The organism is Niallia oryzisoli, assembly GCF_036670025.1.
Taxonomy (GTDB): Bacteria; Bacillota; Bacilli; order Bacillales; family Cytobacillaceae; genus Bacillus_BD; species Bacillus_BD oryzisoli.
On sequence record NZ_CP137640.1, the window covers coordinates 2,747,725 to 2,764,598 of the forward strand.

General features: G+C 37.0%; 18 protein-coding genes. 13 read left to right on the forward strand and 5 right to left on the reverse strand.

Annotated elements, in window-relative coordinates:
- Window positions 1–90 precede the first annotated feature (90 nt).
- Both yjcZ and R4Z09_RS13705 read right to left on the reverse strand, forming a co-directional pair.
- Window positions 91–231 (reverse strand): sporulation protein YjcZ, encoded by a 141-nt coding sequence (gene yjcZ, locus R4Z09_RS13700; RefSeq protein WP_338452814.1) that lies wholly within the window; start codon window positions 229–231, stop codon window positions 91–93.
- 27 nt (window positions 232–258) lie between these two features.
- Window positions 259–366 carry a YjcZ family sporulation protein gene (locus tag R4Z09_RS13705; protein ID WP_338452815.1) on the reverse strand — a complete coding sequence of 36 codons (108 nt, stop codon included), beginning with the start codon at window positions 364–366 and terminating at the stop codon, window positions 259–261.
- Window positions 367–669: 303 nt separating this feature from the next.
- Here R4Z09_RS13705 and R4Z09_RS13710 point away from each other — a divergent pair, with 303 nt between their 5' ends.
- The 5 genes from R4Z09_RS13710 (at window position 670) to R4Z09_RS13730 (ending at window position 4,997) form a co-directional block, all read left to right on the forward strand.
- Window positions 670–921: a hypothetical protein gene (locus R4Z09_RS13710; RefSeq protein ID WP_338452816.1), complete on the forward strand. Its 252-nt coding sequence runs from the start codon at window positions 670–672 to the stop codon at window positions 919–921.
- 259 nt (window positions 922–1,180) lie between these two features.
- The gene (locus R4Z09_RS13715) at window positions 1,181–1,357 is read left to right on the forward strand and encodes a hypothetical protein (RefSeq protein WP_338452817.1); all 177 of its coding nucleotides are present in this window, start codon (window positions 1,181–1,183) and stop codon (window positions 1,355–1,357) included.
- A gap of 111 nt (window positions 1,358–1,468) precedes the next feature.
- Entirely contained in the window at window positions 1,469–2,407 is a 939-nt protein-coding gene (locus R4Z09_RS13720; protein WP_338452818.1) for an exonuclease domain-containing protein, read from the forward strand.
- Window positions 2,408–3,157: 750 nt separating this feature from the next.
- On the forward strand, window positions 3,158–3,661 hold the full coding sequence (locus R4Z09_RS13725) for a DinB family protein (protein ID WP_338452819.1): 504 nt from the start codon (window positions 3,158–3,160) through the stop codon (window positions 3,659–3,661).
- Between the two features lie 361 nt (window positions 3,662–4,022).
- Window positions 4,023–4,997, forward strand: coding sequence for a multidrug resistance efflux transporter family protein (locus tag R4Z09_RS13730; protein ID WP_338452820.1), 975 nt, complete (start codon window positions 4,023–4,025; stop codon window positions 4,995–4,997).
- Between the two features lie 96 nt (window positions 4,998–5,093).
- Here the strand turns inward: R4Z09_RS13730 and R4Z09_RS13735 are convergent, their stop codons facing one another.
- Window positions 5,094–5,540, reverse strand: a complete 447-nt coding sequence (locus R4Z09_RS13735; protein ID WP_338452821.1) for a MaoC family dehydratase — start codon at window positions 5,538–5,540, stop codon at window positions 5,094–5,096.
- Between the two features lie 386 nt (window positions 5,541–5,926).
- On the opposite strand from R4Z09_RS13735, the gene R4Z09_RS13740 reads away from it, so the two are divergent.
- Together R4Z09_RS13740 and R4Z09_RS13745 are read left to right on the forward strand one after the other, a co-directional pair.
- Entirely contained in the window at window positions 5,927–6,385 is a 459-nt protein-coding gene (locus R4Z09_RS13740) for a MarR family winged helix-turn-helix transcriptional regulator (protein WP_338452822.1), read from the forward strand.
- A 504-nt stretch (window positions 6,386–6,889) separates the two neighbouring features.
- Complete coding sequence (locus tag R4Z09_RS13745; protein WP_338452823.1) at window positions 6,890–7,561, forward strand: hypothetical protein; 672 nt, start codon at window positions 6,890–6,892, stop codon at window positions 7,559–7,561.
- On the opposite strand, the gene R4Z09_RS13750 is transcribed toward R4Z09_RS13745, so the two are convergent.
- Entirely contained in the window at window positions 7,456–8,148 is a 693-nt protein-coding gene (locus R4Z09_RS13750; RefSeq protein WP_338452824.1) for a M14 family zinc carboxypeptidase, read from the reverse strand. The two genes, R4Z09_RS13745 and R4Z09_RS13750, sit on opposite strands and share 106 nt — an antisense overlap.
- 186 nt (window positions 8,149–8,334) lie before the next feature.
- Here R4Z09_RS13750 and R4Z09_RS13755 point away from each other — a divergent pair, with 186 nt between their 5' ends.
- The 4 genes from R4Z09_RS13755 to R4Z09_RS13770 all read left to right on the forward strand — a co-directional run bounded on the left by R4Z09_RS13755 (window position 8,335) and on the right by R4Z09_RS13770 (window position 13,288).
- Window positions 8,335–9,183 (forward strand): DUF72 domain-containing protein, encoded by an 849-nt coding sequence (locus tag R4Z09_RS13755; RefSeq protein ID WP_338452825.1) that lies wholly within the window; start codon window positions 8,335–8,337, stop codon window positions 9,181–9,183.
- Between the two features lie 478 nt (window positions 9,184–9,661).
- Complete coding sequence (locus R4Z09_RS13760; protein WP_338452826.1) at window positions 9,662–10,036, forward strand: YlbF family regulator; 375 nt, start codon at window positions 9,662–9,664, stop codon at window positions 10,034–10,036.
- A gap of 274 nt (window positions 10,037–10,310) precedes the next feature.
- The gene (locus R4Z09_RS13765) at window positions 10,311–10,745 is read left to right on the forward strand and encodes a hypothetical protein (RefSeq protein WP_338452827.1); all 435 of its coding nucleotides are present in this window, start codon (window positions 10,311–10,313) and stop codon (window positions 10,743–10,745) included.
- A gap of 221 nt (window positions 10,746–10,966) precedes the next feature.
- Entirely contained in the window at window positions 10,967–13,288 is a 2,322-nt protein-coding gene (locus tag R4Z09_RS13770; protein WP_338452828.1) for a xanthine dehydrogenase family protein molybdopterin-binding subunit, read from the forward strand.
- A gap of 162 nt (window positions 13,289–13,450) precedes the next feature.
- Here R4Z09_RS13770 and R4Z09_RS13775 read toward each other — a convergent pair whose 3' ends face one another.
- A complete protein-coding gene (locus R4Z09_RS13775) occupies window positions 13,451–14,161 on the reverse strand; it encodes a DUF421 domain-containing protein (RefSeq protein ID WP_338452829.1) in 711 nt (236 codons plus the stop codon).
- A 176-nt stretch (window positions 14,162–14,337) separates the two neighbouring features.
- Here R4Z09_RS13775 and R4Z09_RS13780 point away from each other — a divergent pair, with 176 nt between their 5' ends.
- Both R4Z09_RS13780 and R4Z09_RS13785 read left to right on the forward strand, forming a co-directional pair.
- Window positions 14,338–16,119 (forward strand): S9 family peptidase, encoded by a 1,782-nt coding sequence (locus tag R4Z09_RS13780; protein WP_338452830.1) that lies wholly within the window; start codon window positions 14,338–14,340, stop codon window positions 16,117–16,119.
- A gap of 152 nt (window positions 16,120–16,271) precedes the next feature.
- Window positions 16,272–16,706 carry a hypothetical protein gene (locus R4Z09_RS13785; RefSeq protein WP_338452831.1) on the forward strand — a complete coding sequence of 145 codons (435 nt, stop codon included), beginning with the start codon at window positions 16,272–16,274 and terminating at the stop codon, window positions 16,704–16,706.
- Window positions 16,707–16,874 lie beyond the last annotated feature (168 nt).

Sequence of the window (16,874 nt, forward strand, 5' to 3'; positions counted from 1 at the left end):
TAAAAATGGTACAACTACAGTAAGATTGTTGTACCATTTTCACCCTTATTCAAACTTAATTGATCTATTTTACCTTAATTTCTTTATCCTTTAATAAAAACAAGTTGCACCAATAATGATAAGCAGAATAAATAGCACAACAATAAAAGCAAATATTCCGCCGCCACCGAAACCATACCCGCCGTATCCATACCCATATCCTGGACTAAAGCATCCACACCCAAAGCCCATAACAATCACTTCAATTTTTTATAAATTTTAGTATCCAATAAAGGATGCACCTATAATAATGAGAAGGATAAACAATACAACAATTAAAGCAAATCCTCCTCCATATCCTGCACCGCCACCTACAGCTCCACCCATTCTTAAACACCTCCCTTGTTTTTATTAGTTTATAAAATTTCATGAATATTGATATGGATAAAATCCCAATCTTGTAATCTAGGCTAAAAAAATTGTCCATTTTATTGAATGGAGATCTTCGGAACGATTAGCACGATGGGGATAGAGCTTAAATGATTCGTTTTAGGTATGAATGAATTGAATTTCTACTGAATGTTACGAAAATGAGTGAATTTCCACTTATGCCCTAATGTACATGCCCTCTAGATTCAAAGGGTTGTTTCATATGATGTAACATACTCAATGGAGGTGATGATCAATATTATGGTTAATTATCATGCAATGTGCCATAGTTACAGAGGGCGGGCTGTTGAAATTAGAATGCGTGATGGAAGGGTTCACAGGGGGATTATTCATCGTGTAAGTCCTAATACGGTTTATTTAATGCCTTTAAGACGTCCTAGAAACCTCGGCGGCTACCGTTATGGCTGGGGCTGGGGATGGGGAGGCTTTGGATTTGGACTTGCCATAGGGGCTATCGTTGGAATAGCCTTAATTGGAGCCTTCTGGTGGTAAGGTACATGGGGACAGGTCCATCGACCCATTTATAAGGATAAAAAATAAGAAGATGTGTTAAGATGAAAAGATAAAAATCGATAAGGAAAGTTCTACAGAGATTTTACATTCACTGAAGCTTTCCTTTAATTTTTTTCTGCAGGGAAGAGGACCTGTCCCAGCGTTTCACGAGGCTAGTTTTTAGCTTCCTACATAAAGAGTATAACGGGTGGAAATGCCAAATCGAGTGTTCATCAACAAGAGTTTGAAGGACACAACCGTGAGGAATCCTAAACCGAATGTCCATATGGAAGCCATTGGAGCCTTAAAGCAAGATTCTTTGTTTGCTGATAAAATGGGCGAATTATTTGTTAACGTGGTGAAAATTCTTCATCAGGCTGTTATAATATCCAAAAATCGGACTGCCCTTATGCTGAGAGCTCCTGTTATAATATAACGAGAAGACAGCCTCTTACAAAAGTGTCTGTCACATTACGTAAGGGAAGAGGAACAACTCTTAAAAATATAAAGATGATCTCATATATATCCATAATTAAGGGGAATGATAATGGACTTTATAACAATAGATTTTGAAATAGCTAATAATAATCTTAATAGTGCATGCTCATTAGGACTGGTGTTTGTTAAGGATAATCAAATCATCGATGAAAAATATTATCTCATTCAACCTCCAACCCTTGATTTTGATAGGGAAATGACAGAAATTCACGGATTAACGGCAAATGATGTGATGGATGCTAAGAGATTTAATGAAATATGGGGAGATATCAAGGACTATTTTAATGAAATCCCGATTGTTGCTCATAATGCCCAATTTGATATGAGCGTTTTACACTCGTGTTTATCCTCGTATTCTATAGAAATGCCAGAGTTTCCGTATATCTGCAGTATTCCAATCAGTGCTAAAGCATGTCGTGGTGAAAAGGTCGGCCAATCATTAAAAGATCGGCTTGATCATTTTAATATTGAACTGTCTGATCATCACAATGCCATGGCAGATGCGATATCTTGCGCAAAGCTTGTTACGACATGTATAGAATTAAAACGGAAAAAATCATTGCAGTCCTACTGCAAAGTACACAGCAGCATTCCGGTAAAAAAGTTCTCGGAATTAAAGCCTCAAACCTATTTTAAAAAGAAGAAGAAGGAAAATAAATTTAAAAATCGGATTGTCATTTCTGAAATTACTGCTTCTGTTGAAACATTTAATGAGGAACATATTTTGTTTGGCAAAAATGTAGTATTTACTGGGGATTTACAAACCATCGATCGGCAAGCAGCTATGCAAAAGGTAGTGGACTTAGGCGGACTCGTAAAAAGCGGTGTCAGCCGAAAAACCAATTATCTAGTAGTAGGACTCCAGGATAAAACGCTCGTCGGTGATGAAGGATTGAGCACTAAAGAAAAAAAAGCCCATGAACTAATTGAACAAGGGTTTGAATTAAAAGTATTGACAGAATCTGAGTTTTTAAGTTTATTTGAATGATAATAAAAGGAAGCACAGTTATTTTTTAGTAGTTCAGTTTTTGTGGAGAAACGGATAAAATATCATATTAATTAACAGGCTAAATCTTATAGTAATTTAGGTGCTTATAATCCTTGTTATATCAATGAATATCGAACTTTAGCATATTAAAAATCATAGCAAATAACACACAAAATAACATAGTGACAATATCTTTTGTCATCTTGTAAGTTGGAATGTTAAATTAATGTTTTTTACTATGTTGATTCTGTTGTATACAAAAATGTAATATTATATGTAAGTAACAGGACACACGTTCCGTTATTTGCAGTAATAATTGTGATTTTACATTTTTATAGGACATGCTTTCCGCTATTTATATCACAAGTTGTTATTTTTTCGTAGTTTTTAGTAAATAACGTACTCAGTGTCCAAAGGCTCTCCAAAATAGATTTAATTATGATAATAACGTACTCAATGTCCACAAAAAAGTTGAATCATACAATTAAAAATAAAACGCCATGGATTTTTACCTTATCCATGCGTTTCTGTTTGTTATTTTATTGATTTTTCTGTTGTGATTTCGAATGTTTTTTTACATTTTCTCCACATTATCAGAATTACTTAAGGTTCTTTTGCTTTCTTTTTTTGAAAATTAATGAAACGGTAGAACCTTCATTATGGGGCCTATTTATTTTTTAAAAAAATAAACAGGTAACTTATGGTAAATGGCGAATATATTTATGAAGTATTTAATTGAGGAGGGTGAATATGTTTCAAACATTAGATGGTTTCTATCAATTATGGAATTTTGAAGCAGATGCTACTCAGAAAATGCTTAATCAACTGACAGATGAATCTTTATCCCAAGAAGTAACACCTCAAAATTGGACATTAGGTCGAATTGCATGGCATATTGTCACCGCAATTGGCGTTATAACATCTCGAACGGACCTTACATTTGATTCACCTAAACAAGATTACCCCGTCCCAACCTCAGCAAAGTACATCTCTGACGGCTATCAACAAGCAAGGACTGCTCTGTCCCAAGCGATAAAAAATCAATGGACAGATAAAAGTCTTAGTGAAGTGCGGGATTTTTTTGGACAGAAAATGTCAAACGCTGAACTTTTATTTTTTTTGATTCAACATCAAATTCACCATCGTGGACAAATGACTATACTTATGCGTCAAGCAGGTTTAACTATCCCTGGCCTTTATGGTCCATCAAAAGAAGAATGGGCTAAGATAGGGATGGAAGCTCCTAAAATGTAATGTCCATGATTGAATGATGATTATGTGCTACAGTCGTATTCTTATTTTAATAACTAGATTCATAAATAACTAATGTGTGCTAGATTTAAAGAGGGAGGATTGCTGCAGCAATCCTTTTTTTTATTGTTATAAAAACAAATATCCGATATATTGGTTTTATGAATAAAAATAATCTTAAATCAATTAAACGTGTGTCATATTTGGATGAAGTTTATCAAACTTTAATAAAGTTCTCAATCGTTTAACAGCACAATCAGCTTTTAAAAATAGGGAAAATGAATTAGCCGTCCGTCTTGTAGAGAAGAACTGGCTAAGTCTTGGCAAACAACTGACACAACAAACGGACGTGAGGTGAATTCAATTGAAACCCATTATATTAGGTATTTGTGCAGCCTTCTTTTTTGCTTTTACATTTGTTCTCAATGCTTCTATGGAGTTATCTGGAGGCAGTTGGATTTGGAGTGCTTCGCTCCGATATATCTTTATGATTCCTTTTCTCATGTGTATTGTCCTTCTTAGAAGAAATTTACGACCACTTTTAAACGAAATGCGAAGATCCCCAGTAAAATGGATGTTATGGAGTTTTGTCGGATTTGGCTTATTTTATGCACCTTTATGTTTTGCTGCTGCTTATTCACCAGGTTGGCTGATCGCTGGAACATGGCAAATGACGATTATTTCAGGTACACTACTTGCTCCTTTATTTTTCGAAACGGTATATACAAAGAAGGGCATTGTACAAATTAGAGGAAAAATTCCCTTTAAAGGTCTTATCATGTCCTTTATTATTCTTTTAGGCATTGTTTTCATGCAAATGGAACATGCCATTCAACTTTCTTTGAAAAATGTCATACTGGGGGTTGTCCCTGTTCTCATTGCATCATTTGCCTATCCATTAGGGAATCGTAAAATGATGGATATGTGTGAAGGGCGATTGGATGCTTATCAACGTGTGTTAGGCATGACTTTAGCAAGTCTTCCATTCTGGTTTTTGCTTTCCTTGTATGGATTGTTTACCGTCGGATTACCAAGTGGAAGTCAGAGTCTACAATCTTTATTGGTAGCACTATGTTCTGGAGTTATCGCGACTGTCTTATTTTTCATGTCAACTGATATGGTAAGGGGAAATATGCAAAAGTTAGCAGCTGTTGAAGCAACTCAATCAATGGAAGTGCTTTTTGCATTACTTGGGGAGCTAATCGTTCTATCTGTCCCAATACCTTCTCCATTATCCTGGTTCGGTATCTCTATTGTCATCCTAGGAATGATTTTGCATAGCTATGTTTCACATAAAAAGGTGGAAGGTTATCTTAACCAGTCAGTGAATTTAAACTAATCTTGGCTTTATTCAGCCGTTTCCTTTTTAGTTATGAAACGGCTGAATAAAGCCACGTATCATTTTTAGCACCCAACGTGTAGATGAACCTGTCACTTAGTCCTTTTTAAAGCTTAATAGTTTTGCCGTTAAAATTTGACAAACCTCATCGCGTTGATTTAACGTTTCACACTCAACAATTACAAGTGCTTGGTTAGGTTTTGATTTAGAAGGTTTGATCTCTTTTATTGTGCTTTTTACATATAAAACATCATTTGAGCGTGTTGGCTGTGGCCATGTAATCTCTCCGCCAGCTCCAATAATCCCATGAGCAAAAGGCAGACTTTCTGTTACTAATTTCATCGTAATCGCTGCAGTATGCCAACCGCTGGCAGCTAATCCTTTGAAAAAAGTATCTTCAGCAAGATTCTCATCACAATGGAAAACTTGGGGATCAAACTCACGAGCAAAGCTTTTTATTTTGTCTGCACTTAATTGATATGTTTCACTGATAAAAGTATCACCGACTTTTAAATTCTCAAGATAAAGTGCCTGTTTAACCATCATTATCCCTCCAAAAATTTTTACCGCACCGAAGCAGCACCATTATGAAATGTTCAGGATAGCACGGTTTGAAATCATTCATATTTTTTAATATTCTGTAACTTTTGAATATAAAATTCCTTTCATAGGAAACTTATTTAAATACATTCATTGGTTATTTATCATATATCCAACACAAGTATCCTCCTTATTCATAAGTATGTATATACATATAATGATTAACGCTAAAATCAGAAAACTATTTTCTCTTTTAAATGTATGTATATACATATATAATGGTATTTATTAACACATAATCTGTCAAGAAATAGTTACTGATGAAAAAATTGGATGCCATTTTTTCGAAAATATGCCAATTACATTTCATGTTTGAGAGGAGCTGCTTTATGGATATCAACCATAATGAGATGGATCATATTATACATTTGTGTGCCTGTGCTAATATTAGAAAAGCAGCGAGAATAATTACACAAGTTTACGAAAAGAAAATGACACCCACAGGCTTAAAAGTCACGCAATACTATATGTTAGTAAACATTGCCCGTCATAAAAAAATCTCCATTAGCCAGTTAGGGGACATTATGTTACTTGACCAATCTACTATAACGCGCAATGTTAACATCCTAAAGAAAAGTGGTTATGTTAACATAATCAGAAATATAAATGATTCAAGGGCAAAGTTGGTTTCAATAACCGAAATAGGTCTTGCTAAATTAGAAGAAGCAACGCCTGTTTGGTTGCAAATTCAAGAAAAAGTTGAAAATGACATAGGCAAGGAAAAATATAAAGATTTGATGGAAACGTTAAAAATGATACAGGAATCTATTTCATTAAATGATAGTTAACTTCATTTGAAATAACTAAAGCCTAATTTCTCACTTACTGAGAAGTTAGGCTTTTTTATTTGAAATTCCATTCATTTTATCTCCTCATTTTTCTATCTTTTTCATCCATTGATAATAGAAAACAATCTAGTAACCGATAACATTAACTAATTATCATGGAGGAATATCTAGCTAACAAATTGGTGTAACAAGGACTATTCATTCGTTATAATAAAATAAGAATAAACAAAACTTAACAAAACTTAACGAAATTTAACAAAAATCACTGTTGTTAATTAATCCATAGTATAAAATATTACTAAAAGAAAATCAGGAAAATGAATAACAAAAATGAGGCGTGAATTTTCAATGGTACTTAAAATAGAAACTTTTTAGCAGGAGGATCAAATCTTACTGCAATTTTTACCCATTGCATTAGGTGGAAATGTTTATTTACATTCATTTATTGATGAATGTTATAAAACGAATGAATGGGAATTTTATGAAGCCTATCAAAGGAGTGGAATGAAAGGAAATCCACTTTTTTCAAGGTACACAGCAAAGAGTGAAGAAAAAATCAGACAAGCAGCAGGGATTGTGGAATGGTGTTATCAAAACCAACAATTTTGTCCACTTGATCAAATCATAAAAAAAGGATACAAATTTGCTTTTCAATATGTACAACAACAAGATCAAATCGATTTTGAACATTTCATGAGAAGCTTTGCCAAAAGGCAAAAGGGCAAGAGTATTAAGGAAATTGAGTTAATAAATCAAAATATCGTCGTCTGGTATTTATGCACTCGAGAAAACAAACCTATTATTAAAACGAATGTGGCTTGGCAGTCTTTTCAGAAAGTATTATTCTCGACCTTAAATGAAACAAGGTTAGAAAGAGTCATGTTTTCGAATGAGACGCTGGAGAAGCATAGGGAGGAAATTGATGATCTTTATCAGGAATACAACATTCCAAAGTACTTTCGCTTTGATACGTTAGGTTTTTTCATTGAGTTTCTTATCGGCCATCGTTATAAAAAAATTTGTGAAAAGAACCCGAAATGGGATACGAAAGAGATCGAACAACAAGTATTTCAAAGAACTCCGACAAAATTTATCGCGATTTCTGGATTTACCTCGTACGTGAAATCAACAAGTGCCTTTACTTCAGGTGCTTCAAGAGGACAGTTTCCTTTATAAAATTGATAGCTTGGTTTTGTTTTTACCCCCTTTAAATAAGACCAGTTGGCAGGATATTGCCGATTCAAATCCATCCCAAATAGATTGGCTTTCCATCTGTTAAAGTCCCAGGATCCTTCGTTCATTTCAATCAAAAAAGGGTGGAAGCCGATTGGATAAGCGTTGAGACCAAATTGTTGCAGTAGAACGCCATCAGGATTGACCATTGGAACAAACCAGATCGAAACCTTGTCTAATATACTTGGATGTACATCATCCACAGTTTCAACGTTAGGATAAAAATCTGCATAGGATTCAATCATTTTCATCAAAAGAGCAGTGGTTAACCATTCACGGGAATGGTGTGCTCCATTCAAAAGAATCGTTGTCTCACCATTTCCAACCTTAATGGCCCATACATTTCTTCCGAAAGGTGTAGTGGTTATAGATTTGTATGTAATCAGGCCAGGATACAATTTTGAAAGCTCCAAGATATCCTCTGTTAAGGCTTTATATGTATAAATTTTATCTGTATCGACAATAAATGCATGTCCATTTGAAGGAAAAATACAAAAACAGATAAGAAACAATAAGCAAAAAATCTTCATCTTGTACTGCCTCTTTTATTTAATCATTATAAAAATAGTTTGAGTCATAGTGGTACTTTTCATGAAATATTTTGTGAATTCTATTTTATTTGTGCTATCGTAATTAATGTGATGTTTAGTTTTTCAACTAATTAAATTTCAGTAGAGAAAGCTTCTTTACCAAGAAATAATTTAAGGAGAAAGTTAATGATTTATATAGGTCTTGCAGGCTGGGGCGATCATGATTCGCTTTATCCTGACGAAATCAAGTCAAAAGATAAATTAGCCCATTACAGCAGTCATTTTCCAATTGTCGAAGTGGATTCATCCTTTTATGCGATTTCACCGATCAAAAATGTTGAAAAATGGGTTAGTGAAACACCCGGAAATTTTCGTTTTGTTGTGAAAGCCTATCAAGGAATGACGAAGCATCGTCGAGGCAAAGATATTCCTTTTAACACGACAACAGAGATGTTTGAAGCATTTCAGCGTTCATTGAAACCTTATCAGGAAAGGAATAAATTAGCAATGGTTCTATTTCAATTTCCCCCTTGGTTTAATTGCAGGAAAGAAAATGTTACCTATTTAAGATATTGTAAGAAAATGATGGAGGATATCCCTGTAGCGCTGGAATTTAGACATCAATCTTGGTATAGCGATGCTTATCGTGAAGGGACATTATCCTTTATGAAGGAGGAAGGATGGATTCATTCTGTTGCCGATGAACCACAATCAGGAGAAGGTTCCGTTCCACTGGTCCCGGCTGCCACTGATTCGAACCTAACGTTAATACGTATGCACGGCAGGAACACACAAGGCTGGAATAAACAGGAAGGTGTTGATTGGCGTGAGGTTCGCTTTTTGTATAAATACAATGAAGCAGAGCTGCTGGAAATGAAAAACATCCTGCATGAACTGTCTAAGCAAACAAAAAATATCTTTCTCATCTTTAACAACAACTCAGGCGGTGACGCAGCCGAAAATGCTAAAGAATTCCAAAAAATCCTCGGAATCGAATACGATGGACTTGCACCAAAGCAGCTTGGGTTATTTTAGAAAAAGTACAGGAGTATAAAGCAGTTGAATGAATCATCATTATCCTTGTCTTTAGTTTGGTAGATTAAGTCTCAACTGCTTGTTTCCTGATATATAAAGAGTAAATTAAATGTAATTACTACTACCACAAAAAAGATACTATTTTCAGATATTGCCCCGTTAATGCGAAACTAATCTCCCCGAATATACAAAAAACTCTCTGACCTATTATTAAAAAAATTTGCCTTTCAAATGCATATCACTAGTCAATCGCCTGCGCCTTTTTCAAATGACAACATACACTATTCTTGAAAACTAGGTAAAATCACCAGTGGAAAGTATGAAGGTATTAGTTGATAAAGAATGATCTGTAGTTTGAAGGGCATGATCAAGTTAATTAGTTTATGTAAGAATTTTATTCTAGGTGTAAACAAGTTTATTGTGCACGCATCATCTTGAACAAAGATCACCCAAATTCAAGCAGGGAGGGAATAGCGGTATGTCCGAAAATTTATTTCAGGCGGCATATTATTTTGATAAGGTTTTTCGTGAAAGTAAAGAGTATAAAAGCTTACAGCGACTTTGTAATGAATTAAATACTGACCCGGAGGCAAAGCAGATTCTTAACCAAATGAACCATTTAAATTCCCAATTACAGCAAAAACAAATGATGGGCCAGGAAATTAGGCAGCAAGAGGTTGAAGCATTACAAAATATGGAGGCGGTTGCCCAGCAAAATGAAAAGATTAAACGCATGATGGAGGCAGATCACCAGGTAAATATGCTTCTGTTGGAATTAAATAAAATTATTTCAAAGCCGTTGGAGGAATTGTACGAACAACTGGTTGGAAATGCAGGAAGTAGATTCAGATAATAGAATCGAGATTTCTTACCTCAATTAGGCGGAAACGAATCTAATAAGCTATAAAAAACGAATAAAAAAACAGCCTATATATATAACAAAAATAGGCAGTCATCTATCCTGCTTATGTTATGGATACATACACTATGTGTGAAATAACATGAGGAGGAGATAAAAATAAAAAATCCATTCTACGGGTCGATGAATATATGTCCAGTATAATATAGTTGATAAAATTTAAGGTTGATTTGAATTTAATGAAAAGAACTTTGAGGGGGATAAAAGCATGTACAGTGAACTTGAGCCTGTCCAATCAAATGAGACTGAGGAAAGGATTTTTGGTAGACGACCATTTGGATTCGGTGGTTTCGGCAGACCATTTGGATTCGGTGGTTTCGGCAGACCATTTGGATTCGGTGGTTTCGGCAGACCATTTGGATTCGGTGGTTTCGGCAGACCATTTGGATTCGGTAGACCTTTTGGGTTTGGCAGACCGTTTGGATTCGGCAGACCATTCGGATTTGGCAGGCCGTTTGGGTTTGGGTTTGGGTTTGGCGCTCCATTTTTAGGCGGGTTATTATTGGGCAGTGCGTTGGGTGGTTTTGGTTATCCGTATTATGGTTATGGATATGGCTATCCGTATTATGACTATGGATATGGCTATCCGTATTATGACTATGGATATGGTTACCCGTATTATGGTTATCCATACTACTATTAATCAAGACATGCAAGTATGATTGGATCATAGGTTATTAACATAAAACACATTCTTCATTTTTATCGGCCATTACCTTATGAAATTGTTATAAAATAGCTCAGTGATCTTTTACTGGGCTATTTATTTATTTATTTATTTATTTAAATGTCCCCTCAAGAAAACGATGATTAAAATACAGAACCGTTCATACATTGGTTAAAGAATAAATAGGAGGTGACTAAGTGAATATCATTGGGAAAAGCGTCATTCGCAAAGATGCCTTTGAAAAAGTCACCGGAAGGGCAAAGTATACTGCTGATGAACTAACAGGTCCTTCGCTGCATGCGAAAATGGTCACTAGTCCATATGGACACGCCAAAATTGTTTCCATTGATGTGTCAGAAGCAAATAAAGTACTTGGTGTCAGAGCCATTCTATTAGGAAATAATGAGTTACCTCTTACAGGTGAAGAAATAAGAGATCGTCCGCCAATTGCTGTAGGAAAGGTGCGCTATAACGGAGAACCTGTCGCACTTGTTGTTGCAGATACCCCGGTTATTGCGAAAAAAGCTGCTGATTTGATAAATGTAAAGTATGAACCTTTACCGGTTGTGAATTCCCCAACTGAAGCTCTGAAACCAGATGCACCACTCCTCCATGAAAACCTGGCTTCTTATGAAAAAATCGGTACCGCTTATCCCGTCCCACATTCAAATATTTCAAATGTGACCAAAATCCGTAAGGGCAATATGGAAAAAGGGTGGGACAATAGCGAGGTAGTGATAGAAGAATCCTACCGTTTTTCCCCTTCGGACCATGCAGCGATGGAAACAAGAAGCGCAACAGCTGAAATTGATCCGGAAGGTTATATTCATATCACGACATCGTCACAAGCACCATTTATGGTTAAAAGATTACTAAGTATTTATTTTCAAATTGATATAGGGAAAATTGTTGTGGAAACTCCCTTTGTTGGCGGCGGGTATGGAGGTAAAGCACCTATACAGTGGGAAATCCTGGCATATCTTGCGTCAATGGCTGTGGGGGGACGAAAGGTAAAAATTGTTTATACGAGAGAAGAAGATTTACTTACGGCTCCTTGTAAAGTAGGCCTAGAGGCAAAAGTGAAACTCGGATGTACAGCAAATGGGATGATTCAAGCAGCAGAAATTTTGTATCTGTTCGACGGGGGTGCCTACTCTGACAAAGCTATTGACGTCAGCAGGGCAGGTGGGGTCGATTGTATAGGTCCATACAACATCGAAAATGTTTGGTGTGATTCTTTTTGTGTGTATACCAATCATCCTTATGGCAGTCCTTTTCGGGGATTTGGACATTCTGAGGTTCTATTTGCTTTTGAACGGACAATGGATCGGCTTGCAGACAAATTGGGGGTGGATCGGCTTGAGTTGCGGAAAAGGAATGCAATTCTTCCTGGACATACAACTCCTACACAAGTTCTATTGAACAAAAGTAATGTAGGCAATTTACCAGCTTGTATCGAGCGATTAAAGGAAATGATCCATTGGGAACAGGGACAAATTCAAGAAATTGATGAAAGAAGAGTAAGGGTAAAAGGAATCGCCTGTAGCTGGAAAACCTCTACGATTGACCCGGACGCTAGTTCAGGTGTAATCCTAACATTTAATCCTGATGGCAGCGTAAATTTAATGTCAGGTGTAGTTGAAATTGGTACAGGAACGAAAACCGTCCTGGCCCAAATGCTTGCGCAAAGATTAGGAATAGGAATTGATAAAGTCCATGTGAAAATGAAAATTCAGACACAAACGACCCCTGAGCATTGGAAAACGGTGGCGAGCCGCGGGACATTTATGGCCGGAAGAGCGTTGTTGGAAGCTGCAGATGATGTTATACGGCAGATTAAGAATATTGCCGCATGTGTTCTTAGAGTGTCAACAGAAGATCTAGAAGTAGCTTATGAACGGGTATTTGTAAGAGATGATCCCAAAATCGGACTGGATTTGAAGGATGTCGTATACGGTTATAAATTTCCAAACGGCAATTCAATTGGCGGCCAAATTATCGGCCATGGAAATTATATATTAAGACGAATGACTTCTTTAGATCCGGAAACTGGGGCAGGACGGCCTGGACCGGAATGGACAGTAGCTGCTCATGCAGTTGAGGTAGAGTATGACAAAAGGGATTATACTTATAAATTAATTCAAGCAGTCACTGTGGTAGATATTGGGGCCGTGTTAAATCTTATGACAGCACGCGGACAGGTAATGGGTGCTATGAGTATGGGGTTAGCCTCTGCCGGAAGAGAAACCTTCGTTTTTGATGAATTGGGAAGAGTATTGAATCCACAGCTCCGTACCTATCGGCCAATTCATTATGGTGAAAACCCTAATTATCAGGTTGACTTTGTGACAACACCGCAAATAGATGGACCTTACGGTGCAAGAGGTGTGGGAGAACACGGGCTGTTAGGAATGCCAGCTGCACTTGCCAACTGTTTAAGTATCGCTGCAGATGTTGAATTGAATGAACTACCGTTGACTCCTGAATTGATATGGAGATATAAAGGTGCGAAGGTTTAATCGTTATAACAGCATGAGAAACCTCTAGAGGCTGTCTCATAAGGTGTATGGCTCCATCGATAATACAATATTCTGCGTATATTGATATAGTTAGATACTAGATGTTGGATAGTGGTGCCAGACACCTTTGCTATAATGAAAAAATTAGTTCATAAGACTGACTTATTCCATATCTGTTGGGGAAGTTAAACCATCAGCAAAAAGATCCATAAATAATGAACCATTGGAGGAAATCACGGCGTATTGAATATCCTTGACTTTCAGGTTTCTTTGCTTCAATTGTTGATCGAGCCATTGGTTGGTAAATAACTCATTAAAATTCTTTTCGATGACAACACCATCCATAATCAGTTCAATTGGCAGGTTACGATTTGATTGGATATTAGCAGGAAAGAGATCCTTTTTTACGATAGGTTGATATTTTTCCTTTTTAAGTACGGACAGTTTGCCGCTCACTTCTAAAACGGCGTACTCTACCTCTGCAACATCAAAGATTCCCTGCTCCCGCAGCTGTTGATTTAAGTCATCCAACGTATACTTTATTTTTTTCATATTAGAATCTAAGATTTTTCCCTGCTCCATAATAACAGACGGCCGACCTGATAACCACTTTCGCAGGATTCTGCTGCGGGCAGAAAAGATTGAAAGTATATAATAAATACATATTAGTGCCAGGAAAGCGGCTAACATCGAGAAAAAGTGAAGTTTATAATCAAAACCCATGTTGGCAATAAAGGAACCAATGGTAATCGATAAGGCAAAATTATAATAATTGCGATTGGCATTCACTTGTTTTCCAAGCCATAAGGTAACAATCATTAGAATGGAATAAGAAACGATTGTACGCCAAATCGAAATCCATAAATGATCCAATTAAATCACCCTTCCTTAATCTACTAAGGAGTTCTATTTTGACCAAAGAATTCGTTCTAAATTGTCTTTAATCATTATTAACGGTTCCTCCTGAAACGATACACCTGATGTCAAAGAAGCTGTGCTAAACATACATCCTCATGTTTCTTATCAAATAAAAGGCAAGGTGATTATATATGGGTCCAACTGAATTAGTCAATTATGTAAATAACCGAAGTATTAGATCTTTTGAGTATGAACCAAATGGAAAAAGAATCAGTTTTATATCTGATTCGAAAGGATTCCCGGAGCTTTGGGAATACGATCAAAATGGCAGCCGAAGGGAAAAGTCTTCTTTTGGGAAAGAAGGAATTTCTTTTATTAAATATGTGGATAGCACTTCAGATTTAATTATTGGGGTGGATGAATCCGGAAATGAAAGGGTGCAATTGTACTTATTGAAGAAGAAAGGTAAAATAATTCCTTTAACCAATTCTCCGCAGTACGTTCATTTATACGGAGGCAGTTCTCCCGATGGAAAATGGATTGCCTGGTCCAGTAACAGACGCCAACCGGCCTTTTTTGATATTTATTTACAGAATCTTGAGACATTGGAAATTCACCTTGTTTTTGCTCATGACGGGCATTATACGGTTGAAAAATGGTTTCCAGACGGGAAATCATTATTAGTTAGTAGAACAAACTCTCCCCTTGATAATGATTTAGGCGTATTATCCCTTTTAACAGGCGAGATGAACTGGATAACTGAACATTCAGGAGAAGCTGGCTTTAAGAATGTCCTGTTTAATCAGAATGGTGATCATTTATACCTATTATCAAATAAAGACCAGGAATTTTATGGCCTTGCTTGTATAGATTTGCTAACGAATCATTTCACCTTGCTGGAACAGGGAAATTGGGACTTTGAAGGATTGGCCATGAACGAGCAAAAAAGCTTGTTGGCTTTTACCATCAACGAGGCCGGGATATCCAAAGGTTATTTGCTAGATTTAAGGAACAGTACTCTTAAAACATGGGAGACACCGATGGGAGTGATCAAAAATCTTAGATTTTCTCCCAATACTGAAAGGCTGCTCTTTATATTAAACGGGCCTGCTCATCCACCTGACATTTGGGAATTGAATCTTAATACTCTTACGGCTAATACACATTTAACCCCTTCGGAACGTTCTTTTCATGAAAGGTTATTAGTGGAGCCAGTACCCTTTTATTATCGTTCTTTTGATAACCTGCTAGTCCATTCATTCTACTATAAGCCGAAAGAAGCAGGAAAGAGGTTTCCGGTAGTCATCTATATTCATGGAGGTCCAGAAAGCCAAAGCCGTGCTGTTTTTCAACCTCTATTACAATATTTACTAAGCAACGGGTATGCTGTGTTAACACCTAATGTCCGAGGTAGTACCGGATTTGGAAAAACGTATACCCATCTTGATGATATTCGAAATCGGATGGATGCGGTGAAAGATCTGATTTTTTTAGTAGATTGGCTTAAACGAGAAACGAATGCCGATCCTAAAAGGATAGCGGTTATGGGCGGAAGCTATGGAGGATTTATGGTTCTTTCTGCTATTAGTCACTATCCTCAACATTGGGCAGCTGCTGTGGATATTGTAGGGATGTCAAGCCTTCGGACGTTTTTGAAATCAACCAGTCCTTGGCGGAAAAAGAACAGAGAAAAAGAATATGGAACGATTGAAAAAGATGGGGAGTTTTTTGATCAGATTGATCCATTGCATTATGCCGATCAAATAGAATCTCCACTTTTGGTCGTCCATGGAGTCAACGACCCGCGAGTACCTATTCAAGAATCTGAGCAATTGGTAAAGAAATTAATGAAACGAAACCATCCTGTTACATTTATTCGCATTGGAGATGAGGGACATACGTTAAAAAAGGAAAAAAATAAGTTATTTGTCTATTCGAGTGTAGCTGATTTCCTTGACAAATATATGGTCTGAATCGATACCCTGAACCCCAGAAGGACATGAATAAATGGAAAGGCATGACCATGGACAAATATGTGAAAACAACTTTATCTGTGCAAATATTGATTCTTCTTTTCAAATCGCCTACATACAATAAGGTGAAATGAAAATAAGGAGGCGGCAAAATGAACCAACCTTTTTTTGATGAAAGAAGTATGGGCTATGGAACTCAACCCGGCTACGGCACGGGATATGGCGGATATCCGGGTTATGGCATGGGACACGGCGGATATCCGGGTTATGGCATGGGACACGGCGGATATCCGGGCTATGGCATGGGACACGGCGGATATCCGGGCTATGGCATGGGACATGGCGGATATCCGGGCTATGGCATGGGACACGGCGGATATCCGGGCTATGGCATGGGACACGGTGGATATCCGGGCTATGGCATGGGACATGGGGGATATCCGGGCTATGGCATGGGACACGGCGGATACCCAGGCTATGGCATGGGACATGGGGGATATCCGGGTTACGGCACAGGTTTTGGATCCCAGCCCTCCCAGCAGCAATTTGGACAACAGACGGGGCGCGACGACGAGGAGGATTATTAATTTAGAAGATAAGTATTTATAGAATTCATAAAATCTAGATTACCAATAAGTTTTGTCTCAAAAAGGGACTGTCCCATAAGGTGTCAGGCATCCATTAAAAATCTATATCCAGTGCGATATTAAGCAAAGGGATACTAGATTTTGTATCGTGGTGCCTGACACCTTTGT

What these genes read in the sequence shown, in the direction of transcription:
- R4Z09_RS13750 (WP_338452824.1), bottom strand. Translation starts at nt 8,148, where the DNA reads ATGAAGATTTTTTGCTTATTGTTTCTTATCTGTTTTTGTATTTTTCCT.
- R4Z09_RS13735 (WP_338452821.1), bottom strand. Translation starts at nt 5,540, where the DNA reads ATGGTTAAACAGGCACTTTATCTTGAGAATTTAAAAGTCGGTGATACT.
- R4Z09_RS13720 (WP_338452818.1), top strand. Translation starts at nt 1,469, where the DNA reads ATGGACTTTATAACAATAGATTTTGAAATAGCTAATAATAATCTTAAT.
- R4Z09_RS13745 (WP_338452823.1), top strand. Translation starts at nt 6,890, where the DNA reads ATGAAAGGAAATCCACTTTTTTCAAGGTACACAGCAAAGAGTGAAGAA.
- R4Z09_RS13705 (WP_338452815.1), bottom strand. Translation starts at nt 366, where the DNA reads ATGGGTGGAGCTGTAGGTGGCGGTGCAGGATATGGAGGAGGATTTGCT.
- R4Z09_RS13755 (WP_338452825.1), top strand. Translation starts at nt 8,335, where the DNA reads ATGATTTATATAGGTCTTGCAGGCTGGGGCGATCATGATTCGCTTTAT.
- R4Z09_RS13725 (WP_338452819.1), top strand. Translation starts at nt 3,158, where the DNA reads ATGTTTCAAACATTAGATGGTTTCTATCAATTATGGAATTTTGAAGCA.
- R4Z09_RS13765 (WP_338452827.1), top strand. Translation starts at nt 10,311, where the DNA reads ATGTACAGTGAACTTGAGCCTGTCCAATCAAATGAGACTGAGGAAAGG.
- R4Z09_RS13785 (WP_338452831.1), top strand. Translation starts at nt 16,272, where the DNA reads ATGAACCAACCTTTTTTTGATGAAAGAAGTATGGGCTATGGAACTCAA.
- R4Z09_RS13710 (WP_338452816.1), top strand. Translation starts at nt 670, where the DNA reads ATGGTTAATTATCATGCAATGTGCCATAGTTACAGAGGGCGGGCTGTT.
- R4Z09_RS13780 (WP_338452830.1), top strand. Translation starts at nt 14,338, where the DNA reads ATGGGTCCAACTGAATTAGTCAATTATGTAAATAACCGAAGTATTAGA.
- R4Z09_RS13760 (WP_338452826.1), top strand. Translation starts at nt 9,662, where the DNA reads ATGTCCGAAAATTTATTTCAGGCGGCATATTATTTTGATAAGGTTTTT.
- R4Z09_RS13740 (WP_338452822.1), top strand. Translation starts at nt 5,927, where the DNA reads ATGGATATCAACCATAATGAGATGGATCATATTATACATTTGTGTGCC.
- yjcZ (WP_338452814.1), bottom strand. Translation starts at nt 231, where the DNA reads ATGGGCTTTGGGTGTGGATGCTTTAGTCCAGGATATGGGTATGGATAC.